The 22,862-nt window shown below is 68.6% G+C and carries 20 protein-coding genes and 2 pseudogenes; 19 read left to right on the plus strand and 3 right to left on the minus strand.

The window, feature by feature from the left end; translation table 11 throughout:
* Position 1: 1 nt before the first annotated feature.
* From DPR14_RS25740 to DPR14_RS25775, 8 genes are all read left to right on the plus strand, one after another.
* Positions 2–1,990 carry a heme lyase CcmF/NrfE family subunit gene (locus DPR14_RS25740; protein ID WP_158047686.1) on the plus strand — a complete coding sequence of 663 codons (1,989 nt, stop codon included), beginning with the start codon at positions 2–4 and terminating at the stop codon, positions 1,988–1,990.
* A 36-nt stretch (positions 1,991–2,026) separates the two neighbouring features.
* Positions 2,027–2,557 carry a DsbE family thiol:disulfide interchange protein gene (locus DPR14_RS25745; protein WP_158047687.1) on the plus strand — a complete coding sequence of 177 codons (531 nt, stop codon included), beginning with the start codon at positions 2,027–2,029 and terminating at the stop codon, positions 2,555–2,557.
* On the plus strand, positions 2,554–3,033 hold the full coding sequence (locus tag DPR14_RS25750) for a cytochrome c-type biogenesis protein (RefSeq protein ID WP_158047688.1): 480 nt from the start codon (positions 2,554–2,556) through the stop codon (positions 3,031–3,033). The genes DPR14_RS25745 and DPR14_RS25750 overlap by 4 nt, the downstream gene beginning before the upstream one ends.
* Positions 3,034–3,037: 4 nt before the next feature.
* The gene (gene ccmI / locus DPR14_RS25755; protein ID WP_158047689.1) at positions 3,038–4,462 is read left to right on the plus strand and encodes a c-type cytochrome biogenesis protein CcmI; all 1,425 of its coding nucleotides are present in this window, start codon (positions 3,038–3,040) and stop codon (positions 4,460–4,462) included.
* A gap of 160 nt (positions 4,463–4,622) precedes the next feature.
* Positions 4,623–5,432, plus strand: coding sequence for an ABC transporter ATP-binding protein (locus DPR14_RS25760; RefSeq protein WP_158047690.1), 810 nt, complete (start codon positions 4,623–4,625; stop codon positions 5,430–5,432).
* A 75-nt stretch (positions 5,433–5,507) separates the two neighbouring features.
* The gene (locus DPR14_RS25765) at positions 5,508–6,353 is read left to right on the plus strand and encodes a transporter substrate-binding domain-containing protein (RefSeq protein WP_158047691.1); all 846 of its coding nucleotides are present in this window, start codon (positions 5,508–5,510) and stop codon (positions 6,351–6,353) included.
* A gap of 35 nt (positions 6,354–6,388) precedes the next feature.
* The gene (locus DPR14_RS25770) at positions 6,389–7,093 is read left to right on the plus strand and encodes an ABC transporter permease (protein WP_158047692.1); all 705 of its coding nucleotides are present in this window, start codon (positions 6,389–6,391) and stop codon (positions 7,091–7,093) included.
* A gap of 4 nt (positions 7,094–7,097) precedes the next feature.
* Positions 7,098–7,787: an ABC transporter permease gene (locus DPR14_RS25775; RefSeq protein WP_158047693.1), complete on the plus strand. Its 690-nt coding sequence runs from the start codon at positions 7,098–7,100 to the stop codon at positions 7,785–7,787.
* 16 nt (positions 7,788–7,803) lie between these two features.
* Here the strand turns inward: DPR14_RS25775 and DPR14_RS27620 are convergent, their stop codons facing one another.
* The 3 genes from DPR14_RS27620 to DPR14_RS25785 form a co-directional block, all read right to left on the minus strand.
* Positions 7,804–7,971, minus strand: coding sequence for a hypothetical protein (locus DPR14_RS27620; RefSeq protein WP_192499170.1), 168 nt, complete (start codon positions 7,969–7,971; stop codon positions 7,804–7,806).
* A gap of 127 nt (positions 7,972–8,098) precedes the next feature.
* A complete protein-coding gene (locus tag DPR14_RS25780; RefSeq protein ID WP_343038753.1) occupies positions 8,099–9,358 on the minus strand; it encodes an MFS transporter in 1,260 nt (419 codons plus the stop codon).
* A gap of 62 nt (positions 9,359–9,420) precedes the next feature.
* Positions 9,421–10,875 (minus strand): helicase HerA-like domain-containing protein, encoded by a 1,455-nt coding sequence (locus tag DPR14_RS25785; RefSeq protein WP_158047695.1) that lies wholly within the window; start codon positions 10,873–10,875, stop codon positions 9,421–9,423.
* A 467-nt stretch (positions 10,876–11,342) separates the two neighbouring features.
* On the opposite strand from DPR14_RS25785, the gene miaB reads away from it, so the two are divergent.
* The 11 genes and pseudogenes from miaB to DPR14_RS25840 all read left to right on the plus strand — a co-directional run bounded on the left by miaB (position 11,343) and on the right by DPR14_RS25840 (position 22,861).
* The gene (gene miaB, locus DPR14_RS25790) at positions 11,343–12,734 is read left to right on the plus strand and encodes a tRNA (N6-isopentenyl adenosine(37)-C2)-methylthiotransferase MiaB (protein ID WP_158048349.1); all 1,392 of its coding nucleotides are present in this window, start codon (positions 11,343–11,345) and stop codon (positions 12,732–12,734) included.
* The gene (locus DPR14_RS25795) at positions 12,731–13,780 is read left to right on the plus strand and encodes a PhoH family protein (RefSeq protein WP_192499171.1); all 1,050 of its coding nucleotides are present in this window, start codon (positions 12,731–12,733) and stop codon (positions 13,778–13,780) included. The genes miaB and DPR14_RS25795 overlap by 4 nt, the downstream gene beginning before the upstream one ends.
* Positions 13,777–14,394, plus strand: a complete 618-nt coding sequence (gene ybeY, locus DPR14_RS25800; protein WP_158047696.1) for an rRNA maturation RNase YbeY — start codon at positions 13,777–13,779, stop codon at positions 14,392–14,394. Before DPR14_RS25795 ends, ybeY begins: the two co-directional genes overlap by 4 nt.
* Positions 14,395–14,396: 2 nt before the next feature.
* Positions 14,397–15,308 carry a hemolysin family protein gene (locus DPR14_RS25805; protein ID WP_158047697.1) on the plus strand — a complete coding sequence of 304 codons (912 nt, stop codon included), beginning with the start codon at positions 14,397–14,399 and terminating at the stop codon, positions 15,306–15,308.
* Positions 15,301–16,947 (plus strand): apolipoprotein N-acyltransferase, encoded by a 1,647-nt coding sequence (gene lnt / locus DPR14_RS25810; protein ID WP_158047698.1) that lies wholly within the window; start codon positions 15,301–15,303, stop codon positions 16,945–16,947. The genes DPR14_RS25805 and lnt overlap by 8 nt, the downstream gene beginning before the upstream one ends.
* Before the next feature lie 113 nt (positions 16,948–17,060).
* Positions 17,061–17,540 (plus strand): helix-turn-helix domain-containing protein, encoded by a 480-nt coding sequence (locus tag DPR14_RS25815; RefSeq protein WP_158047699.1) that lies wholly within the window; start codon positions 17,061–17,063, stop codon positions 17,538–17,540.
* Between the two features lie 263 nt (positions 17,541–17,803).
* Positions 17,804–18,973: a methionine adenosyltransferase gene (gene metK, locus DPR14_RS25820; RefSeq protein WP_158047700.1), complete on the plus strand. Its 1,170-nt coding sequence runs from the start codon at positions 17,804–17,806 to the stop codon at positions 18,971–18,973.
* Positions 18,966–19,779, plus strand: a pseudogene (trmB, locus tag DPR14_RS25825) (tRNA (guanine(46)-N(7))-methyltransferase TrmB); the annotation flags it as partial. The gene metK and the pseudogene trmB, both read left to right, overlap by 8 nt.
* Before the next feature lie 213 nt (positions 19,780–19,992).
* A pseudogene (rimP, locus tag DPR14_RS25830) lies at positions 19,993–20,477 on the plus strand (ribosome maturation factor RimP).
* A gap of 58 nt (positions 20,478–20,535) precedes the next feature.
* Entirely contained in the window at positions 20,536–22,050 is a 1,515-nt protein-coding gene (gene nusA / locus DPR14_RS25835) for a transcription termination factor NusA (protein ID WP_158047702.1), read from the plus strand.
* 67 nt (positions 22,051–22,117) lie between these two features.
* Positions 22,118–22,861, plus strand: a complete 744-nt coding sequence (locus tag DPR14_RS25840; RefSeq protein WP_158047703.1) for an RNA-binding protein — start codon at positions 22,118–22,120, stop codon at positions 22,859–22,861.
* Position 22,862 lies beyond the last annotated feature (1 nt).

Raw genomic sequence — 22,862 nt, forward strand, 5'->3', positions numbered from 1 at the left:
CGTGATCCCCGAACTGGGCCATTACGCCCTGGTCCTGGCACTGTTCCTGGCGCTGGTCCAGGCGACCCTGCCGCTGGTCGGCGCCGCGCGCGGCGACACCGCCTGGATGGACGTGGCGAAGCCGGCCGCGATCGGCCAGTTCGCCATGATCCTGGTCAGCTTCCTGGCGCTGACCTACGCCTATGTCGTGTCCGACTTCAGCGTTCTGAACGTGGTCGAGAACAGCCACTCCATGAAGCCGATGCTCTACAAGGTGTCGGGCGTCTGGGGCAACCACGAGGGCTCGATGGTCCTGTGGGTGCTGATCCTGGCCTTGTTCGGCGCCGCCGTCGCCCTGTTCGGCCGCAACCTGCCGCCGACGTTGAGGGCGCGGGTGCTGTCGGTCCAGGCCATGATCGGCGTCGGGTTCCTGCTGTTCATCCTGGCGACCAGCAATCCCTTCATCCGGATCGATCCGGCGCCGCTCGACGGCAACGACCTCAACCCGCTGCTCCAGGACCCCGGCCTCGCCTTCCATCCGCCGTTCCTGTATTTCGGCTATGTCGGCTTCTCCATGGCCTTCTCGTTCGCCGTGGCCGCCCTGATCGAGGGCAGGGTCGATCCCGCCTGGGCGCGCTGGGTGCGGCCCTGGACGCTGGCCGCGTGGGCCGGCCTGACGCTCGGCATCGCGCTGGGGTCCTGGTGGGCCTATTACGAGCTGGGCTGGGGCGGCTGGTGGTTCTGGGACCCGGTCGAGAACGCCTCCTTCATGCCCTGGCTGGCCGGCACCGCGCTGCTGCACTCCGCCATCGTGGTGGAGAAGCGCGACGCGCTGAAGAGCTGGACCATCCTGCTCGCCATCCTGACCTTCGCGCTGTCGCTGATCGGCACCTTCCTGGTCCGGTCGGGCGTGCTGACCTCGGTCCATGCCTTCGCGGTCGATCCCGCCCGCGGCGTCTTCATCCTGGTGCTGCTCGTGATCGCCACGGCGGGGGCGCTGCTGCTCTACGCGATCCGCGCGCCGTCCATGAAGATGGGCGGGCTGTTCGCCCCGGTCAGCCGGGAAGGCTCGCTGGTGCTGAACAACCTGCTGCTGTCCACCGCGACCGCGACCGTGTTCCTGGGCACGCTCTACCCGCTGTTCCTGGACGCGATTGGCGCCGGCAAGGTGTCGGTCGGGCCGCCCTTCTTCAATTCCACGTTCATCCCGCTGATGGTGCCGCTGGTCGCGGCGATGTCGGTCGGGCCGTTGCTGGCGTGGAAGCGCGCCGACTTGGCCGGCGCCCTGTCGCGGCTCAAGTTCGCGGCCCTGCTGACCGTGATCTGCGTGCTGGGCGCCCTCTACGCCTACCAGGGCGGGCCGGTGCTGGCGCTGCTCGGCGTGGCGCTGGCGGCCTGGGCCTTCTTCGGCGCCATCGTCGAGCTGGCCGACCGGATCAAGCTGTTCCGCGCCCCCCTCGGGGAAAGCTGGCGCCGGGCCGCCGGGCTGCCGCGGTCGAGCTGGGGCATGACCATCGCCCATGCCGGCATGGGCATCGCGATCGCCGGCATGACCGGGTCGGCGGCCTGGATGACCGAGCGCATCCAGCTGATGCGGCCGGGCGACACGGCGCAGATCGCCGGCTACGACATCCGGTTCGACGAGGTCCACCAGCAGCAGGTCGCCAACTACCAGGCGAAGTCTGCCACCTTCACGGTCATCCGCGACGGCGAGGTGATCGCGACGCTGCACCCGGAGGAGCGCTGGTTCCCGGTCGCCCGCATGTCGACCACCGAGGCCGCGATCCGGACCAACTGGGTGTCCGACCTCTATATCGTGCTGGGGCAGGAGCAGGAAGGCACCGGCGGCTACGCCACCCGCCTGTACCATCACCCGCTGGTCCCGTGGATCTGGATCGGCTGCGTGGTCATGGTGGCGGGGGGCTGCGTCTCGCTCAGCGACCGGCGCTTCCGGATCGGCGTGCCGGAACGCCGGCGGAACCGGCCGCCCGTGCCCCAGCCTGCCGAATAGGCCGCCGATTGGACAGCCCGAACAGGAAAACTTGAGATGCGCCGCCTGATCTACATCCTGCCGCTGGGCCTGTTCGTGGTCCTGGCCGGGTACTTCGCCGTAGGCCTGACCCGCGACCCCTCGGTCGTGCCCTCGGCCCTGATCGACAAGCCGGTGCCGGAATTCGCCCTGCCGCCGCTCCTGAACGACGGCAAGGGCCTGGCGACGTCCGACCTGAAGGGCCAGGTCCAGCTGGTCAACGTGTTCGCCTCCTGGTGCGTGCCCTGCCGGGTCGAGCATCCCGTGCTGATGCGCCTCGCCCGGGAGCAGGGCGTCACCGTCAAGGCGATCAACTACAAGGACAAGCCGGAGGACGCGGTCCGCTGGCTCAACCAGGGCGGCAACCCCTATGCCGCCATCGGCGCCGACCAGGACGGCAGGGCGTCGATCGACTGGGGGGTCTACGGCGTGCCGGAGACCTACGTGATCGATGCCGAGGGCCGCATCCGCTACAAGGTCGTGGGTCCCGTGATGCCCGACGAGGTCGAACGGACGATCCTGCCGCTGATCAGGGAGCTCCAGGGATGAGGGCGGGACTGCGGGCCTGCCTCGCCGCCCTCCTCCTGTTCATCTCCTCGCCCGCCCTGGCGGTCCAGCCCGACGAGGTGCTGAAGGATCCGGCGATGGAGGCGCGGGCGCGCGAGATCAGCAAGGAGCTGCGCTGCCTGGTCTGCCAGAACCAGTCGATCGACGACAGCAACGCGCCGCTCGCCCGCGACCTGCGGGTGCTGGTGCGCCAGCGTCTGGTGGCGGGCGACGACAATTCCGGCGTCCTGGACTATGTCACCGCGCGCTACGGCGACTACGTGCTGCTGCGTCCGCCCTTCAAAGCCAGCACCTACGTGTTGTGGATCGGCCCGGCGGTCGTGCTGCTGCTGGGAGGGATCGGCGCGGCGCTGTTCCTGCACGGCCGCCAGCGCGCCGTGGCCGGAGGCGAGACCGCCGCCCCGCTGACTCCCGAGGAACGCCAGCGGCTGGACCGGCTGCTGCGCGAGGATACCTGATACCATGCTGTTCTGGATCGTCGCCGCCCTGATGACGGCGGCCGTGACCGCCCTGGTCCTCACCCCGCTGCTGCGCGCCCGGCAGTCGTCCGCCGGCCGTGCCCCCTACGACATGGAAGTCTACCGCGACCAGCTGGCGGAACTGGACCACGACCTTTCCCGCGGCGTCATCGACGAGCGGCAGGCCCAGGCCGCCCGCGCCGAGATCGGCCGCCGCATGCTGGCCGTCGCGGACGAGGACGAGGGCGAGCGCAAGGCCGCCTCTAGCGCCGCAGCACCCGGCCGGGGCGGCCGCTGGGTGGCGCTGGCGCTGTGCGCCCTGATCCCGCTGGGGGCGCTGGCCGTCTATGTCCCGACCGGCCATCCCAATCTGCCGGCCCAGCCCTTCGCTTCCCGCGAAGCCCCGCCGAACGGCGGCACGCCGGGCGAAGTGATGCAGGCCATCGCCAAGCTGGAACAGCACCTCAAGGAAGAACCCGGCGATCTCCAGGGCTGGCTGCTGATCGCCCAGACCTATACCCGCATGGGCCGGTTCGAGGACAGCGCGGAAGCCTACCGGAACGCCGTCGGCGTCAGCCAGGGCAAGGACACCGGCATCCTGTCCTCCTATGCGGAGGCCATGACCGCGGCCAACCAGGGCATGGTGCCGGAGGAGGCGGTCCGCACCTTCGACGCCGTGCTCCAGGCCGATCCGCGCGACGCCCGCGCCCGCTATTACCTGGCGCTCGCCCGCGCCCAGGCGGGCGACCTGCGCGGCGCGCTCGACCGCTGGGTCGCCCTGGCGGCGGAGAGCCCGGCCGACGCGCCCTGGCTCGCCACGGTGCGCCAGCGCATCTCCGACACCGCCAGCCAGCTCGGCGTGGACGCCGCCACGGTGATTCCCCAGCCGCTGCCGCCCTCGCAGGCCCAGGCGGCGCCCACTCCCGGAGCCCCCGGTCCGACGCGCGAGCAGATGGCCGGCGCCGCGGACATGACTCCGGAACAGCGCGACACCATGATCCGGAGCATGGTGGACGGCCTCGCCAGCCGCCTGAACGACAACCCGGACGACGCCGACGGCTGGCTCCGCCTGGGCCGCGCCTACAGGGTGCTGGGCGAGCGGGACAAGGCGACCGAGGCCCTGGCGTCCGGCGTCAAGGCCGCACCGGGCCGGGTCGACCTGCTGACCGCCTATGCCGACGCGCTGATCGCGTCGGGCGGCGACCAGGACGCCCCGCCCGCCCCCGCCGTGGCGGTGCTGCGCGACGTGCTGAAGATCCAGCCGGACAACCCGCAGGCACTCTACTTCGTCGGCCTCGACGCCGCGCGCGCCGCCAACACCGCCGAGGCCTCCCAGCTCTGGGGCCGGCTGCTGACCCAGCTCCCGCCGGGCTCGCCCGAGCATGCCGAGGTCCAGTCGCTCCTGGAAAGGCTGAAGCAGGGCGGCTGAGCCGCCTCGTGATCGTTCCCAAGCTACGATTCTCAAGAAGAAGCGGACCGGCGGCGCGGCTTCGCCTCAAATTGGAGTAATGTGGAAAATCGGATTTGCGCTGCGGCGGCTGCCCGGATAGCCTGTTGCCGTCATATTCGCTAGCAGTCAGATCGGAAGCATGGCCCTGTCACAGCCGCCGCCAGCGAACCAGATCCCCTGCCCCGATCCCGGGGCGGCCATCGTCGTCGAAGATCTCCACAAGCGGTTCGGACAGCTCGAGGTGCTGAAGGGCGTCTCCCTGGTGGCCCATGAGGGCGACGTGATCTCCATGATCGGGTCGAGCGGTTCCGGCAAGAGCACCTTCCTGCGCTGCATCAACCTGCTGGAGACGCCCGACGAGGGCCGCGTCTGGGTCAACGGCGAGCTGATCCGCATGAAGCAGGGCCGCCACCACTCGGTGCCGGCGGACGCCCGCCAGGTCGACCGCATCCGGTCGCGGCTCGGCATGGTGTTCCAGGGCTTCAACCTGTGGAGCCACATGACGGTGCTCCAGAACGTGATCGAGGCGCCGGTCCATGTCCTGGGCGTCCCGAAGGCCGAGGCGGTCGCGCGGGCCGAGGCGCTGCTCGAGAAGGTCGGGCTGGAGGCCAAGTCCAAGTCCTATCCCAGCCATCTCTCCGGCGGGCAGCAGCAGCGCGTCGCCATCGCCCGGGCGCTCGCCATGCAGCCAAAGGTGATGCTGTTCGACGAGCCGACCTCGGCGCTCGACCCCGAGCTGGTCGGTGAGGTGCTCCGCGTGATGCGCCAGCTCGCCGACGAGGGCATGACGATGATCGTCGTGACGCACGAGATGGGCTTCGCCCGCGAAGTGTCGAGCGAGGTCATCTTCCTGCACCAGGGCCGGATCGAGGAACGGGGACCGCCCGGCCAGGTGCTGGCCGATCCCCAGTCGGAGCGCTGCCGCCAGTTCCTGGCGCGCAATCTCTGACCGATGAAAAAGACCGCCAACGAAAAAGACCGACAAGACAGCGACGACAAGTCGATGAACAGGAGAGACCGTATCTTGAAGAAGACCCTCGCAGCCGTCGCAACCGGCATGATCCTGATCGCCGTCGCCGGCGCCCCGCAGGCCCAGGCGCAGACCAAGGTGCGGATCGCCACCGAAGGCGCCTACCTTCCGTGGAACGGCATGGACGCCTCGGGCAAGCTGATCGGGTTCGAGATCGACCTGTCGGCCGAGCTGTGCAAGCGCATCGGCGCCACTTGCGAAGTGATGGCCCAGGACTGGGACGGCATCATCCCGGGCCTCCAGTCGCGGAAATACGACGTGATCATGGCCGGCATGTCGATCACCGACGAGCGCAAGCAGGTCATCTCGTTCGCCGGCCCCTACGCCACCGAGCCGACCGTCTTCGCCGCCATGAAGGGTAGCCCGCTGCTCGATCTGAACCTGCCGACGACGGCGGTCGACATGGCCGAGATCAGCCCGGAAGAGCAGAAGCTGATCGACCAGACCGGTGCCGCGGTCAAGGGCAAGACCGTCGGGGTCCAGGTCTCCACCATCCAGCAGAACATGCTCGAGCAGCTGATGCCCGGCGTCGAGGTCAGGACCTACGACAAGGTCGACAATCTCGGCCTCGACCTGGTGTCCGGCCGGATCGACGCCATCGTCGCCGACCGCTCGGCGATCGAGGGCCTGATCAAGGCCGGCGACCAGAACAAGGACATCACCAAACTGGGCCCCGCCTTCTCGCGCGGCGTCCTGGGCGAGGGCGTCGGCGCCGGCGTGCGCAAGGCCGACACCGAGCTCCAGGCCAAGCTGGACAAGGCGATCAAGGAGGCCACCGCCGACGGCACCATCACGAAGCTGACGACCCAGTGGTTCGGCTACGACACCTCGATCAAGTAAGGGTCCGGGGGTGACCGGAAGCCGGATCCCGCGCCATGCTTGACCTGCTCGCCTGGGGCGACACCGGCTGGGGCGACGAGCTGGTCCGCGGCACGCTGATGACGCTTGCGGTGGCGCTCTGCTCGTTCGCGCTGGGCCAGGTGTTCGGGGTTCTGGGCGCCACCGCCAAGCTGAACGGCGGCATCGTCACCCGCGCCATCGCCGAGGTCTACACCACCGTGGTGCGCGGCGTGCCCGAGCTGCTGGTGATCTACCTGCTGTTCTTCGGCAGCGGCAACGCGATCATGGCGGTCGCCGCCATGTTCGGCTACACCGATTACATCGAGATCAACGCCTTCACCATCGGCGTGCTGTCGGTCGGGCTGATCTCCGGCGCCTATTCGACCGAGGTGATCCGGGGCGCCATCCAGGCGGTGCCGTTCGGCCAGATCGAGGCCGGGCGCGCCGTGGGGATGCGCAGGAGCCAGATCTTCTTACGCATCCTGCTGCCCCAGACGCTGCGCTACGCCCTGCCCGGCCTCGGCAATGTCTGGCAGCTCACCCTGAAGGACACGGCGCTGATCTCGGTCACGGCCCTGGCGGAGCTGATGCGCTCCGCCCAGGTCGCGGCCGGCGTCACCCGCGACCCGTTCCTGTTCTACACGGTCGCGGCGGCGCTGTACCTGGTGCTGACGTCGCTCTCGACCGTCGCGTTCGACCGTGCCGAGCGCTATTCCAACCGCGGCGTAAGGCGGGCCTGAGACCATGAACCTGTCGGTGATGTGGAGTGCGGTGCCGACGCTGCTGGCCGGCGTGCCGGTGACGCTCCAGCTCGTCGGGCTGGCGCTGCTGTTCGGCTTCGTGCTGGCGTCCGGCGTCGCCTGGATGCGGCTGTCGGCCAGCCGGGTCCTGTCCGCGATCGCCGGGGCCTATGTGTTCGTCTTCCGGGGCACGCCGCTGCTGGTCCAGATCTTCCTGATCTATTACGGGCTGGGCCAGTTCCAGGCGGTCCGCGCCAGCATCTTCTGGGAAATCCTGCGGGAGCCCTACTGGTGCGGCATCCTGGCGCTCACGCTCAACACGGCCGCCTATACCAGCGAGATGATCCGCGGCGGCATCCAGTCCGTGCCCCACGGCCAGATCGAGGCGGCGCGCGCCTGCGGCTTCTCCCGCTTCCTGGTGTTCCGCCGCATCGTGGCGCCGATCGCGGTCCGCCAGGCTTTGCCGGCCTACGGCAACGAGGTCATCCTGATGGTCAAGGCCAGCTCGCTCGCCAGCACCATCACCCTGCTGGAGATCACCGGCATCGCGCGCCGGATCATCTCCCAGACCTTCGCCGTGTTCGAAGTCTTCATCGTGGCGGGGGCGATCTACCTGCTGATCAATTTCCTGATCACCCGCCTGATCCGCTATGCCGAGTGGCGCGTCACCCCGCACCTGCGCCGCCCGGCATAGCGGGCGGCGCTTCCGGTCAGTCCGGGTCGCGCTCGGCCGACTCGCCATCCGCCGGGTCGCCCGCCCAGCCCGATGAGATCCGGCCCGGCGAGACCCGGCCCTTGCCCCCGGCCGCGGTTCCCTCGTTCTCGTTGAGCGCCGCGTCGATGCCCATGAAATCCTCGAGGTCGTGGTAGCTCAGCATCTTCTTTCTCCGGTGCGCGATCCTGGGACATTATCGACCATGGTGCGCGTCATAAATTAAAAATGTCATCGATCCCTGCCGGATGCGGCAATAGGCCGGTTTTTCGTCCGGTCGGAACCCCGGCCGATCAGACCCTTCGTTCCTCCCGCACCGCAAACAACAGCACCAGACCCAACGCGAGCAATAGCACGATGGTTGCCATTCCGGCCCGTTGACTTTCGAAGGATTCCGTGGCCCACGCGAGGAGAAGCGGCCCCACGAAGGAGACAGCCCGCCCGGATAGCGCATACAGGCCGAACATCTCCGTTTCCATCCCCGGCGGCGACAGGCGGGCCATCATCGACCGCCCCGCCGCCTGGGCCGGCCCGACGAAGATCCCCAGTCCCAGCGCCAGGACCCAGAAGGCCGTCTGCGATTCGGCGAACAGCAGCGGAATGCCGAATCCGATCAGCCCCGCCAGGCACCAGGCTATGGTCCGCTTCGGCCCGATCCAGTCGTCGATCCAGGCGAAGCCGAAGGCCCCGGCCGCCGAGGTGGCGTTCAGCGCGATGGCGAACATCACGATCTGGTCGAACCCCATGCCGAACGTCCCGGCGGCATAGATGCCGCCGAACGCGAACAGCGTGTTCAGCCCGTCGCGATAGAGCGCGCTCGCGACCAGCCAGCGGGCGATGTTGGCATAGCGGCGGATCTGGCGCAGGGTGTCCGCCAGCGTTGCCAAGCCCTCCCGCACCGCCGTCCCGAGCGGGACCCCGGTGGACGGCTGGTCCGGCGTCAGCAGGAACAGCGGCAGGGCGAACACGCCGTACCACACCGCCACCAGCAGGGCGGTCGCCCGCACGTTCGCCTGCTCCGCCGTCCCCAGCAGGCCGAACAGCGGCGTTTCCGTCTGGACAAGCCCGAACAGCGACAGCACCAGGCAGCCGAGCCCGCCGACATAGCCCAGGCCCCAGCCCCAGCCGGAGACCCGGCCGGTATGGCCCGGCGGGGCCAGCGACGGCAGCATGGCGTTGTAGAAGACGTTCGCCAGTTCGAAGGTGACGCCGGTCAGCGCCACCAGCACCAGCGCCGGCATGACGGAGGACGGCTCCGGCGTGACGAACCACATCAGCGCCGTGCCCGCGACGGTCAGGGCCGTGAACAGGGCCAGCCAGGGCTTGCGCCGCCCGCCCCGGTCGGCGATGGCGCCCAGCACCGGGCTCAGCACGGCGACCGCCAACCCGGAAACGGCGACCGCCCTGCCCCACTGGGCGGTGCCCGCCACCTCGGACTCCGCCACCGCGCGGGTGAAGTACACGCTGAAGATGAAGGTGCCGATGACCGTGTTGTAGGCCGACATGGCCCAGTCATAGAGGCACCAGGAGAAGATCGCGCCGCGCCGTCCCACCAAGATCCGCTCCCGTCCCGCCGGTCGAAGCGCCCCCGGCTCCGGAAACGGGCTCCGGCCGGTCAGCGCTTCATGATGGCACCCAGGATACCCCGCGCGATCTGCCGGCCCAACTGCGTTCCGAGGCTGCGCAGCGCGCTGTTGACCATCGCCTCCCCCGGGGACTGGCGCGGCGCCGCGGCGCGCGGCTGGCGTCCCGCACTCTTCTGCGCCTTAGCGGGCTCGATGACCGGCGCCTCCGCCCGCTCGCGCAGGTGCTCATAGGCGGAATGGCGGTCGATCGGGTGGTCGTAGCGGCCCTTCACCGGGCTGCGGGCCAGCAGGTCGGCCCGCTCGGCGGCGCCGATCGGCCCCAGGCGGCAGCCGGGCGGCGCCATCATCACCCGGTCCACCACCGACGGGACGCCCTTGGCCTCCAGCAGCGAGACCAGCGCCTCGCCGACCGCCAGCTCCTGGATCGCCGTCGCGGCGCTGAATTTCGGGTTGGCGCGGAAGGTCTCGGCGGCGGCGCGCACCGCCCGCTGGTCGCGCGGGGTGAAGGCGCGCAGCGCGTGCTGGACCCGGTTGCCGAGCTGGCCCAGCACGTCCTCCGGGATGTCGAGCGGGTTCTGGGTGATGAAATAGACCCCGACGCCCTTGGAGCGGATCAGGCGGACCACCTGCTCGACCTTGTCGACCAGGGCCTTGGGCGCGTCGTCGAACAGCAGGTGCGCCTCGTCGAAGAAGAACACCAGCTTGGGCTTGGGCAGGTCGCCGGCCTCGGGCAGCTCCTCGAACAGCTCCGACAGCAGCCACAGCAGGAAGGTCGCGTACAGGCGCGGCGAGCGCATCAGCTTGTCGGCGGCCAGCAGGTTGACGATGCCGCGCCCGTCCGGCGCCACCCGCATCAGGTCGGCCAGTTCCAGCGCCGGCTCGCCGAAGAAGCCCTCGGCCCCCTGCTGCTCCAGCACCAGCAACTGGCGCTGGATCGCGCCGACCGATGCTTTGCTGACGGTGCCGTAGCGCGGCGCAAACGTCGCGGCGTTGTCCGCGACATGGGCCAGCATCGCCCGCAGGTCCTTCAGGTCGAGCAGCAGCAGGCCCTCGTCGTCGGCGACCTTGAAAGTAAGGTTCAGCACGCCTTCCTGGACGTCGTTCAGCTCCAGCAGGCGGGCCAGCAGCAGCGGCCCCATCTCGGAGACGGTCGCCCGGATGGGATGCCCCTGCTCGCCGAACAGGTCCCAAAGCACCGTCGGGCAGCCTTCCGACGCGGGATCCCCGATCCCCAGCAGCGCCGTCCGCTCGGCGACCTTGGGGTTGGCTCCGCCGGGCTGGCTGATGCCCGCCAGGTCGCCCTTGACGTCGGCCAGGAAGACCGGCACGCCGGCCCGGGAGAACCCCTCCGCCAGCACCTGGAGCGACACCGTCTTGCCGGTCCCGGTGGCCCCGGCGATCAGCCCGTGCCGGTTCGCATATTTGAGCGGGAGGACCTGACTTTCCTCCCCCTTGCCCACGAAGATGCCCTCGCCCCCAGCCATGCGCCGCTCCTCTCCCCGGATGTAGCCCGTGATAGAATGCCAGGAATCCGGAGCGGATGCATATTGTGATAGGTCTCCGCACCGCGGAGGGGAGGGATCACGGATGGACACGGATAGGCACGGATAAACACGGATAGCGTTCGGAAAATCCTCGCCCCCGGTCAAGCCGCGGCGCATGTCGGTTCCGTGTCCATCCGTGCCTATCCGTGTGCATCCGTGATCCATCGACCTGCCCGGCCCCAGGGCTCCCGCCGCCAGCCGGCACCCTGCCCCCGATACCGAGTCGTTGACTCCCCCTCCCTCCCCGGTGCTATTTTCCGGCCGACGCACGGGTGAAAAGCGCCCGGAGCGACCATATGCATTGATGCAAAGCCGCGTCGCCGCACCGGACGCGCCGGATAACACGGGTTTTCAGGGTTCAGCTTTTGACCAAGAAGAAACTGTTCATCAAGACCTGGGGCTGTCAGATGAACGTCTATGACAGCGCCCGCATGGCCGATGTGCTGGCGCCGCTGGGGTATCAGCCGGTCACGGCCTTCGAAGGGGCCGACATGGTCATCCTGAACACCTGCCATATCCGCGAGAAAGCCTCGGAGAAGGTCTTCTCCGAACTGGGTCGCCTGCGCCTGGAGAAGAACCGGCAGGCGACCGAAGGGGGCGGGCGCCGCATGATCATCGCCGTCGCCGGCTGCGTCGCCCAGGCGGAGGGCGAGGAGATCATGGCGCGGGCGCCGTTCGTCGACATGGTGTTCGGCCCGCAGACCTACCACCAGCTCCCCGAGATGGTCGCCCGTGCCAGCCGCGCCGCCGGCGAGCGGGTGCTGAACACCGATTTCCCGGTGGAGAGCAAGTTCGACTTCCTGCCGGGCGAGAGCGCCGACGCCGGAGTTTCCGCCTTCCTGTCGGTGCAGGAGGGCTGCGACAAGTTCTGCACCTTCTGCGTTGTCCCCTATACCCGGGGCGCCGAGTTCTCGCGGCCCGCGGCCCAGATCCTCGCGGAGGCGCGGCGCATGGCGGCGTCCGGCACCCGGGAGATCACGCTGCTCGGCCAGAACGTCAACGCCTACCACGGCGACGGCCCGGCGGGCGGCACCTGGGGGCTGGGCCGGCTGATCCGCGAGCTGGCCGAGATCGGCGGCGTGGAGCGCATCCGCTACACCACGTCGCATCCGCGCGACATGGACGACGACCTGATCGCCGCCCATGGCGAGGTGCCGCAGCTGATGCCGTTCGTCCACCTGCCGGTGCAGAGCGGGTCCGACCGCATCCTAGCCGCCATGAACCGCAAGCATACCGCCGACGACTACCGCCGCGTGATCGACCGGATGCGCGCGGCCCGGCCGGACCTCGCCCTGTCGTCCGACTTCATCGTGGGTTTTCCCGGGGAGCGCGACGCCGACTTCGCGGACACGCTGCGGCTGGTCACCGGGATCGGCTACGCCCAGGCCTATTCGTTCAAGTACAGCGCGCGGCCCGGCACCCCGGCCGCCGGTATGGGCGACGCCCAGGTGCCGGAGCCCGTGAAGAACGAGCGGCTCGCGGCGCTCCAGCAGCTGCTCAACGCCCAGCAGGTCGCCTTCAACCAGGCCTGCGTCGGCCGTGTCCTGCCGGTGCTGCTGGACCGGAGCGGCAAGCGGCCGGGCCAGCTGATGGGCCGCAGCCCCTTCATGCAGTCCGTCCCGGTGGCGGCACCGCAACGTCTGGCCGGAACGGTGGTTGATGTGCGTATCGGTGCTGCCCACGCCAACAGCCTCGCCGGCGATCTGGTGCTCGCCGACGGCGTGACGGTTTCCGGCCCGGAGGCTTCGACGCCGCCCGTGGACTTTTCCAACCCCCCAGCCTGGGAGGCAACTGCTTGACGGGGTCCCCCGACCGTCGCATCGACCTGGCCTTCGACGACAACCGGCTGCTGCCGCTGCTCTATGGCGAGCATGACAGCCATCTCGCCCGGATCGAGACCCAGCTCGGCGTCTCGCTGATCAGCCGCGGCAACACCCTGACCATCGCCGGCCCGCCCGACGCGTCGGAAAGCGCCCGCGCGGCGCTCGACGCGTTGTGGGAGCGGCTGAAGCGCGGCATGGTGGTCGGCACGGCCGAGGTGGACGCGGCGCTTCGCATGGCGACCGGGGTCGGCGACGGCGCCGCCCGCGAGCTTGCCATGCAGGCGATCGCCCGGCCCGACTTCAACGTCAAGACCAAGCGCCGGTCGATCTCGCCGCGGTCGCCGACCCAGGCGGCCTACATCCAGGCGCTGCAGGAGAACGAACTGGTCTTCGGGCTGGGCCCCGCGGGCACCGGCAAGACCTATTTGGCCGTGGCCCAGGCGGTGGTCATGCTGACCAGCGGACAGGTCGACCGGATCGTGCTGTCCCGCCCCGCGGTGGAGGCGGGCGAGCGGCTGGGCTTCCTGCCCGGCGACCTGCGGGAGAAGATCGATCCCTATCTGCGTCCGCTCTACGACGCGCTGTACGACATGCTGCCGGCCGAGCAGGTCGCCCGCCGGCTGGGCAACGGCGAGATCGAGATCGCCCCGCTCGCCTTCATGCGCGGCCGGACCTTGGCCAACGCCTATGTCATCCTGGACGAGGCGCAGAACACCACGCCGATGCAGATGAAGATGTTCCTGACCCGCCTGGGCGAGAACGGACGCATGGCGGTGACCGGCGACATCAGCCAGATCGACCTCCCCTCGGGCACCCGGTCGGGCCTGAAGGACGCTATCGAGATCCTGCACGGCGTGCCGGGCGTCAGCTTCGTCCATTTCGGCGATGCCGACGTGGTCCGCCACCCCCTGGTGGGCCGCATCGTCCGCGCGTACGACCGGCACGACGCCGAGCGCAAGGCAGGCCGGCCCGGAGAGGACATTCGTCGGGAGGATATGCGGCGGGAAGACAGGCGGCGATGACCGCGACCGCCCGACCGCCGCTCGACATCTCGGTCAGCCTGGAAGCCGGCGACTGGGAAGACCTGGTCCCGGACGCCGGGCGGCGGGTCGAGGCGGCGGCCCGCGCCGCTTTCGCGGCGGCCGAGCACCCGGACGTCCTGCGCGACGCGGCGGCGGCGGAGATGAGCCTCGTGCTGGCCGACGACGACATGGTCCGGACCCTCAACCGGGACTACCGCGGCAAGGACAAGCCGACGAACGTCCTTTCGTTCGCGTTACTCGATAATGCCGGGGACGCCGATGATGACTTGGCGGCGCATCCGGGAATGCCTATACTGATCGGAGACGTGATCATCGCCTGTGAAACCGTGCGGCGCGAAGCCCGCGAGCAGGGAAAGCCGGTCGGGGATCATCTGACGCACCTTGTAATTCATGGCGTGCTCCATCTTCTCGGTTATGATCACGAAACCGACCCTGACGCCGACCGCATGGAACGACTGGAAACCAGCATTCTCGCCGGCATGGGCATCGCCGATCCCTATGCCGGGCCGTCGCCGCATTCCGATCGATCGCCTGGCGATCGGCCGGACCCGGGCGACGGCGCGGATGGCGTCTCCAAACCCCAAACAATATGACGATGGCAGACATATCCGGCAGTAGGACGCCCCGTGAAGACGGGGCCGACGAGCAGAATTCCTTCACCGGCCAATTCCGCGGCTGGTTGAGGACCATCCTGGGGGGACGCGGCGACACGACGCTGCGCGACACCATCGAGGAACTGATCGAGGAACGGCGCGAGGCCGAGGGATCGATCGCCGCCGACGAGCGGGTGCTCCTCGCCAACATCCTCAAGCTGCGGGACCGCACCGTCGTGGACACGATGGTGCCGCGTGCCGACATCGTCGCCGTCGACATCGACACGACGCTGCCCGAGCTGATCGAGCGCATGTCGCAGGAGGCACACTCTCGGATGCCGGTCTACCGGGAGACCCTCGACGACGTCGTCGGCGTGGTCCACATCAAGGACGTGCTGTCCGCGGTCGCGCGGAAGACGCCTTTCCAGCTCAAGGACATCACCCGCGACGCGGTGATCGTGGCGCCCAGCATGCCGGTCCTCGACCTGCTGCTCCAGATGCGCCAGTCGCGCCAGCACATGGCGCTGGTCGTGGACGAGTTCGGCGGCATCGACGGGCTCGTGACGATCGAGGACCTGGTCGAGGAGATCGTCGGCGAGATCGAGGACGAGCACGACGAGACCGAGGAGCCGATGCTGGTGACCCGGCCGGACGGCACCATGCTGGCCGACGCCCGCGTTCCGATCGACGACTTCCTCAGCCTGGTCGGACCCGTCCTGGACGACGGCGAGCGGGAGGACTTCGACACCCTCGGCGGGCTGGTGTTCAACCTCGCCGGCCGCGTGCCGAGCCGGGGCGAGCTGCTCAAGCATCCCTCGGGCCTGGAGTTCGAGGTGGTCGACGCCGATCCGCGGCGGATCAAGCGCCTGCGGGTCCGCAACCTTCCGGAGCCCGTCAACGCAACCCATGGATGACGCCTCCCTGCGCCTCCCGGGCTCGGGCGGGAGTGCGGGCGACGCGGTCGCAGGCGGCCGGACCTCCCGGGAACGGGGCGGCCTGCCCGTTGCCGCGCGCTTGTCCGCCCTGGCCGGCTGGCGCCGCTGCCTCGCGGCGGCGGCGTTCGGCGGCCTCGCGACCCTCGCCCTGCCGCCGGCCTTCGCCGTGCCCGTGCTGCTGCTGGCCTTTCCCGGCCTGCTCTGGCTGCTCGACGGTGCGGCGACCCGCCGCTCCGCCTTCTTCACCGGCTGGTGGTTCGGCTTCGGGCATTTCCTGCTGGGCCTCTACTGGATTTCCTTCGCGCTGCTGACCGACATCGCCCGCTTCTGGTGGATGATGCCTTTCGCCGCCGCGGGACTGCCGGCGCTGCTCGCCGTCTTCGTCGGTCTGGCGACGCTGGCCCTTCACGTCCTGTCGCGGCGGTTCCGCCTGGGCGGCCTTTCCCGCGTGCTCGCCTTCGCGATGCTGTGGACGATGGCGGAGTATCTGCGGGGGCATGTCCTGACTGGCTTCCCCTGGAACCTGATCGGCTATTCCTGGGTCGGCTTCCTGCCGGTGCTGCAGAGCGTCGCGGTGATCGGCACCTACGGCCTGGGTCTCCTGACGGTCGCGGTCGCGGCCACGCCTGCCCTGTTCGGGGATCCGGCCGAGTCGCGGCGCCGGGCGGCCGGATCGGTGGCGGTCGGCCTGCTTCTGGTCGCAGCGATCGGCGTCGCCGGGTGGGTCCGATTGTCACAGGGCGACGGGTCGACCGTTCCCGGCGTAGTGGTGCGGATCGTCCAGCCGAACATCGCGCAGACGCTGAAATGGAACCCGGCCGAGCGGGCGCGGAATTTCGAGCGTCTGCTGGAAATGACGGCCGAAAGCCCGGCCGGGGGCGGCCCGGCGCCCACCCACGTGGTCTGGCCGGAGACAGCGGTCCCCTTCTTCCTGGAGCGCGACGCGGCGGCCCGCCAGGCAATCGGGTCGGTGACCCCGCCGGGCGGCAGCGTCATCACCGGCGCCCCGCGGGTCAGGACCGAGCCGGACGGCACCAACCGGTTCTGGAACAGCCTGCATGCGGTGGACGGCAGCGGCGCGGTGGTCGCCAGCTACGACAAGTTCCACCTGGTGCCGTTCGGCGAGTACATGCCGCTCAGGGGCGTCCTGCCGGTCGCGTCCATCGCCGCCGGAACGACGGACTTCTCGGCCGGGACGGGCCCAAAGACGCTTGACGTGGGCGGACTGCCGCCGTTCAGCCCGCTCGTCTGCTACGAGGTGATCTTCCCCGCCGCGGTGAAGGACCCGGAACGGCGGCCGGAATGGCTGCTCAACGTGACGAACGATGCCTGGTACGGCATCAGCGCCGGCCCCCACCAGCATTTCGCGATAGCCCAGGCCCGCGCCGTGGAGGAAGGTCTGCCCATGGTGAGGGCGGCGAATACCGGGATATCCGGCGTCGTCGACGGCTACGGCCGGATCTCCGCATATCTTGAGTTGGGTTCTCGCGGAGTCGTTGACGCAACACTGCCGAAATCGCTCGACAACACCCCGTACGGTCGAATCGGCGACTGGATATTGGTGGTACTTCTTATGAGTTTCGGCATCAGCACAACCATCGCTCGACACACCCCTTGATTATCGCACATATTTTCGTATGCGCGTGCACAAGAATGCGCTAGTACGTACTATTGAATGCATACACGTGCATGACTAGTTAGAGTACTAACATTCAACAGGGGTTTGAGGGCATGCAACCACAGACACGAGGCCGGCGTGGAACCGGCGGGCGGCCCAAGACCGGCAAGCCGAATCCGATCGACGTACATGTCGGATCGCGGGTAAGGCTGCGCCGTACTCTCCTCGGCATGAGCCAGGAGAAGCTGGGCGAGGCGATCGGCCTGACATTCCAGCAGGTCCAGAAATACGAGCGGGGCGCGAACCGGATCGGTGCAAGTCGCCTGTTCGACCTCAGCCGCGTCCTGGACGTCCCTGTTTCGTTCTTCTTCGACGACATGCCGGCAGACTCGGACGCGATCGTTTCGGGCGAGCCTTCCCATGGCGGTTTCGGCGAGGAGAAGTCAGGTTCGTTCGAGCCCGACCCGATGGCCAAGCGGGAAACCCTGGAGCTGGTCCGGGCATACTATCGCATCACCGACCCGCAGGTCCGCAAGCGCCTGTTCGAATTGACCAAGTCGGTCGCCAACGCGGCGAACACCGAAGGCGGTTGACCGGCGGCGAGTCGCCCTGGCCAGGGTTCCGGCCGGCCCTGCGGAGCGTGGGCCGGCAGCAGGGCAGTGCCGGAGGGGCGATCTCATGAGATTTCGAAACAGTTTCTGCCGCCCAGCCGTGCACGATGCCCGGATCGCAGGTTCCGGATCAAGTCACTTGACCCGGAAGGTTCGGATTGCGAAAAGAGTGATAATGCCCGTCGCTCCAGTGGCGGGCTGATTATCTTCGTCTGTCATCAATCCGCAACGCGCCGAGGCAACCTGTGGCTCTACGCAACTATGTCTTCACCAGTGAATCGGTTTCCGAGGGCCATCCCGACAAGGTCTGCGATCGCATATCCGATGCCATCGTGGACCTGTTCCTCGGCCATGACCCGTATGCCCGGGTAGCGGTCGAGACCCTGGCGACGACCAACCAGATCGTTCTGGCCGGCGAGGTGCGGGGACCGGACTCGATCACGCCCGACCTGATGGAAAGCGTCGCCCGGCATGCGATCAAGGACATCGGGTACGAGCAGGAAGGCTTCCACTGGGAGAAGGCCGACGTCAAGATCCTGGTGCATGCGCAGTCCGCCGACATCGCGGTCGGCGTCGACGCGGCCGGCAACAAGGACGAGGGTGCGGGCGACCAGGGCATCATGTTCGGCTATGCCTGCCGGGAGACCGAGGCGCTGATGCCGGCGCCGATCTACTTCGCCCATGGCATCCTGAAGAGCCTGGCCGAGGCGCGGCATTCCGGCGCCGCCCCGCAGCTCGGACCCGACGCCAAGAGCCAGGTCAGCCTGCAGTACGAGAACGGCAAGCCGGTGCGCGCGACCTCCGTCGTGGTTTCCACCCAGCACATGGACGGGCTCGACCAGGCCGAGGTGCGGGAGATCGTGCGCCCCCACGTGATCAACGTCCTGCCGGAAGGCTGGATGTGCGACGAGGAATTCTTCTACGTCAATCCGACCGGCCGCTTCGTGATCGGCGGTCCCGACGGCGACGCCGGCCTGACCGGCCGCAAGATCATCGTCGATACCTATGGCGGGGCGGCCCCCCATGGCGGCGGCGCCTTCTCCGGCAAGGACCCGACGAAGGTCGACAGGTCCGCGGCCTATGCCGCCCGCTACCTCGCCAAGAACGTTGTGGCCGCCGAACTGGCCGAGCGCTGCACCATCCAGTTGGCTTATGCCATCGGTGTGTCGCGGCCCCTGGCCGTCTACATCGAAACCTACGGGACCGGCCGGGTCGACGAGGATCGGCTGTCCAAGGTCCTTCAGGATCTGGTCAACCTGAGCCCGCGCGGCATCCGCGAGCATCTCGGCCTCAACAAGCCGATCTATGCCCGTACCGCGGCCTATGGTCACTTCGGCCGCGCGCCGGAGGCCGATGGCGGTTTTTCCTGGGAGCGCACGGATCTGGTGTCGGACCTGCGGTCGGCCTTTGCCTGATCGTCGTCCCGGCCCGCGCGACGACGCGCCGGCCGATCTGCGGGAAAAAGTCTACGGCCGCCGGCGCGGCCGTAGACTGCGCCTTTACAAGACCAATCTGCTGGAATCGCTGCTGCCCCGACTGGTCATCGACCCGCCGGCGGAGGGCCAGCGCCTCGATCCGGTCTCGCTCTTCGGGGCGCCGGCGGACGGTCCCGGGATCGGGCGCGGCATCGGGGACGTGTGGCTGGAAGTGGGCTTCGGCAGTGGCGAGCACCTGGCCGGCCAGGCGGCCGCCCATCCCGACATCGGCATGATCGGCTGCGAACCGTTCCTCAACGGCGTCGCCAATCTCCTGGAACACATCGATGCCGGCGGGCAGCGGAACATCCGCATCCTGGCCGACGACGCCCGGCCGCTGATCGACGCCCTGCCCGACGCGTCGATCGGCCGCTGCTTCGTGCTGTTCCCCGACCCCTGGCCCAAGATCCGCCACCACAAGCGCCGCTTCATCGGACCGGAGAACCTGGCCCGGCTGTCGCGCGTGCTCAAGGACGGGGCCGAACTGCGCATGGCGAGCGACGTCATGGGCGTCGCCATGTGGATGCTGGAGCATACCTGGTGCCATCCCGACTTCGAGTGGCTCGCCAGGACGGGGGAGGATTGGCGCCGCCGGCCGGACGATTGGCCCCAGTCGCGCTACGAGCAGAAGGGTATCGAAGCCGGCCGCAAGCCTGTGTTCCTGCGCTTCAGGCGGAAACCGCGGGGCTGACCCGGCGGGCCGCATGGGTCGGGGGCGCCCGGGAAGCGGGCGGGAAAGTACCGGAAAGCCGCAGGGAAAGTATTGTGGAAAATCCTTGCGGCCTGCCTCAACTTCGCTATATTCCATTCCGTGATCCCATACGATCCGGTGGTCCCGCCAAAACGGGTCGCGCTGGATCGCATCCGGGTGGGCCACTGGCCCACTTTTTTGTTTTTTGTCTACAGGTGTTTTGAGCCGGGCTCCTCAAGCTCGGTCATATTGCCTCAAGTCAGGTGGAATGGACGCAACCGACCGGATACAACAGATCATCGCCCCTCGGTCGAAGCCATGGGCTACGAGATCGTGCGGGTGCAGGTGTCGGGCACGCAGCGGCCCACCTTGCAGGTGATGGCCGAGCGGAAGGACAATGCCGCCATGACCGTGGAGGATTGCGCAGACATCAGCCGTGCTGTGTCGGCCATCCTCGACGTCGAGGATCCGATTTCTTCCGCCTACACGCTGGAAGTCAGCTCGCCGGGGATCGACCGGCCGTTGACCCGGCTGAAGGATTTCGAACGGTTCGCCGGCTTCGAAGCGCGCATCGAAACTCGCTTCCCGCTGGACGGCCGCAAGCGGTTCCGCGGCGTGCTGAAGGGCGTCGGGGACGGGTCCGTGCTGATCGAGACCGATACCGGTCCGGCCACCGTCCCGTTCGACGCCGTGCAGCGCGCCAAGCTGATCCTGACCGACGCGCTGATCGCCGCCACCGCGGCTCAGCAGTAGCCGGCCTTTTCGCCTCACGTCCGAGTGCCTACTCTAACGAACGCCAGGGACTTCTGGAATGGAACTGCTACAAGTAGCCGACGCGGTCGCCCGCGAGAAGAACATCGACCGGGATGAGGTCCTGGAAGCGATGGAGCAGGCGATTCAGAAGGCAGGCCGCTCCAAGTACGGACACGAACACGACATCCGGGCGCGGATCGACCGCAAGACCGGCGACATCCACCTGATGCGCTATCTGGAGGTGGTCGAGGAGGTCGAGAACGAGACGACCCAGCTTACCGTCCGCGAAGCCCAGCGCATGAAGAAGGACGCCGCCGTCGGCGAGTTCCTGACCGACGAGCTGCCGCCGATCGACTTCGGCCGCATCGCGGCGCAGACCGCCAAGCAGGTCATCGTCCAGAAGGTCCGCGAGGCGGAACGGCAGCGCCAGTTCAAGGAATACAAGGACCGCGTCGGCGAGGTGGTCAACGGCCTGGTCAAGCGGGTCGAGTACGGCAACGTCACGGTCGACCTGGGCCGGGCGGAGGCGATCCTGCGCCGCGACGAGCTTCTGCCCCGCGAGCACTTCAAGAACGGCGACCGCGTACGCGCGTACATCTATGACGTACGGGCCGAGGCCCGCGGCCCGCAGATCTTCCTGTCTCGCACCCATCCCACTTTCATGGCGAAGCTCTTCTCCCAGGAAGTGCCCGAGATCTACGACGGCATCATCGAGATCAAGTCGGTCGCCCGCGACCCCGGCTCGCGCGCCAAGATCGCCGTGCTGAGCCACGACAGCTCGATCGACCCGGTCGGCGCCTGCGTCGGTATGCGCGGCAGCCGCGTCCAGGCCGTCGTCGGCGAGCTCCAGGGCGAGAAGATCGACATCATTCCCTGGTCCCAGGACCCGGCGACCTTCGTCGTCAACGCCCTGGCCCCGGCCGAAGTGGCCAAGGTCGTGATGGACGAGGAAAGCAAGCGCATTGAAGTCGTGGTTCCCGATGACCAGTTGAGTCTTGCGATCGGACGCCGCGGCCAGAACGTGCGTCTCGCCAGCCAGCTGACCGGCTGGGACATCGACATCATGACCGAGAACGAGGAGTCGGAGCGGCGCTCGGAAGAGTTCAAGACCCGTTCCCAGCTCTTCATCGACGCCCTGGACGTGGACGACGTGATCGCCCACCTGCTTGTCGCCGAAGGCTTCTCGTCGGTCGAGGAGATCGCCTTCGCCGAGACCAACGAGCTCGCCGAGATCGAAGGCTTCGACGAGGACGTGGCCGAGGAGTTGCGCGAGCGCGCCCGGACCTTCCTCGACCAGCAGAACAGCGAGATGACCGAGCGGCGCCAGGCGCTGGGCGTCGCCGACGAGATCGCGGAGATCGAGGGCCTGAGCCCCGTCATGCTGGTCAAGCTTGGCGAGAACGGCGTCAAGACCCTGGACGACCTGGCCGACCTCGCCGGCGACGAGCTGCGCGAGATCGTCGGCAAGGACGCCATGACGCTGGACGACGCCAACGCCACCATCATGGCGGCCCGCGCCCACTGGTTCACCGAGGACGGCGAACCGGCGACCGCCTCGACCGAACAGCACTGACCCTGGTCTTTCCAGGACTACCGCTTCCGAACCCGAGATCCCGAACCAAGGACCGACCCTGCACCGGATGACATCACTGAACGCCCACCCCACCCTGCCCCACGAGGCAGCCGCCCCGCCCGACGCGTTCGAGCCCGGTCTCCCCGGGCACGAACCGCTTGAGGAGGAGGCGATCGGCGGCCGGCGCAGCCCTTTGCGGCGCTGCATCGTCACCGCAGTCGTCGCCGACCGCCAGGGCATGATCCGGTTCGTCGAGTCGCCTGAAGGCGCCGTCGTCCCGGACCTGGAGGGCACGCTGCCCGGACGGGGCCTGTGGGTCACGGCGGACCGGCAGATCCTGGCCAGGGCGGTCGCCAAGAACCAGTTCTCCAAGGCCGCCCGCCGCAAGGTCAAGGTCGATCCCGGCCTGGCCGACAGGGTGGAGGCGTTGCTCAAGCGGCGCTGCCTCGACTCGATCGGCCTTTGCCGTCGCGCCGGGGTGGCCGTCTCGGGATTCGAGAAGGTCCGCGAGGCGTTGCGCAAGGGCAAGGCGGGCGCGCTGATCGCCGCGGCCGACGGGGCGGAGGACGGGCGCGGCAAGATGCGGGCGCTGGCCGGGGAGGCGCCCGTCGTCGACCTGTTCGACGCGGCCGATCTCGGCCACGCCTTCGGCCGCGACCATGTGGTGCATGCGATGCTGGCGCCCGGCCGATTGGCCGCGCGCTTCCTGGAGGAGTGCCGGCGGTATGCCGGTCTTCGACGGGGTGCCTCGGGTGAAGGCAATTGCGGTCCGGCATCGGCCGGCCGGGCAACAGATACAACGACGAGCTAGT

It is taken from the genome of Skermanella pratensis (assembly GCF_008843145.1).
GTDB classification, from domain to species: domain Bacteria; phylum Pseudomonadota; class Alphaproteobacteria; order Azospirillales; family Azospirillaceae; genus Skermanella; species Skermanella pratensis.

Bases quoted from the DNA above. Each gene is read 5' to 3' on its own strand.
- DPR14_RS25760 (WP_158047690.1), top strand. From the start codon at position 4,623: ATGGCCCTGTCACAGCCGCCGCCAGCGAACCAGATCCCCTGCCCCGAT.
- DPR14_RS25775 (WP_158047693.1), top strand. From the start codon at position 7,098: ATGAACCTGTCGGTGATGTGGAGTGCGGTGCCGACGCTGCTGGCCGGC.
- ccmI (WP_158047689.1), top strand. From the start codon at position 3,038: ATGCTGTTCTGGATCGTCGCCGCCCTGATGACGGCGGCCGTGACCGCC.
- DPR14_RS27620 (WP_192499170.1), bottom strand. From the start codon at position 7,971: ATGCTGAGCTACCACGACCTCGAGGATTTCATGGGCATCGACGCGGCG.
- DPR14_RS25785 (WP_158047695.1), bottom strand. From the start codon at position 10,875: ATGGCTGGGGGCGAGGGCATCTTCGTGGGCAAGGGGGAGGAAAGTCAG.
- nusA (WP_158047702.1), top strand. From the start codon at position 20,536: ATGGAACTGCTACAAGTAGCCGACGCGGTCGCCCGCGAGAAGAACATC.
- DPR14_RS25805 (WP_158047697.1), top strand. From the start codon at position 14,397: ATGGCAGACATATCCGGCAGTAGGACGCCCCGTGAAGACGGGGCCGAC.
- DPR14_RS25750 (WP_158047688.1), top strand. From the start codon at position 2,554: ATGAGGGCGGGACTGCGGGCCTGCCTCGCCGCCCTCCTCCTGTTCATC.
- DPR14_RS25745 (WP_158047687.1), top strand. From the start codon at position 2,027: ATGCGCCGCCTGATCTACATCCTGCCGCTGGGCCTGTTCGTGGTCCTG.
- miaB (WP_158048349.1), top strand. From the start codon at position 11,343: ATGAACGTCTATGACAGCGCCCGCATGGCCGATGTGCTGGCGCCGCTG.
- ybeY (WP_158047696.1), top strand. From the start codon at position 13,777: ATGACCGCGACCGCCCGACCGCCGCTCGACATCTCGGTCAGCCTGGAA.
- DPR14_RS25840 (WP_158047703.1), top strand. From the start codon at position 22,118: ATGACATCACTGAACGCCCACCCCACCCTGCCCCACGAGGCAGCCGCC.
- lnt (WP_158047698.1), top strand. From the start codon at position 15,301: ATGGATGACGCCTCCCTGCGCCTCCCGGGCTCGGGCGGGAGTGCGGGC.
- DPR14_RS25770 (WP_158047692.1), top strand. From the start codon at position 6,389: ATGCTTGACCTGCTCGCCTGGGGCGACACCGGCTGGGGCGACGAGCTG.
- DPR14_RS25815 (WP_158047699.1), top strand. From the start codon at position 17,061: ATGCAACCACAGACACGAGGCCGGCGTGGAACCGGCGGGCGGCCCAAG.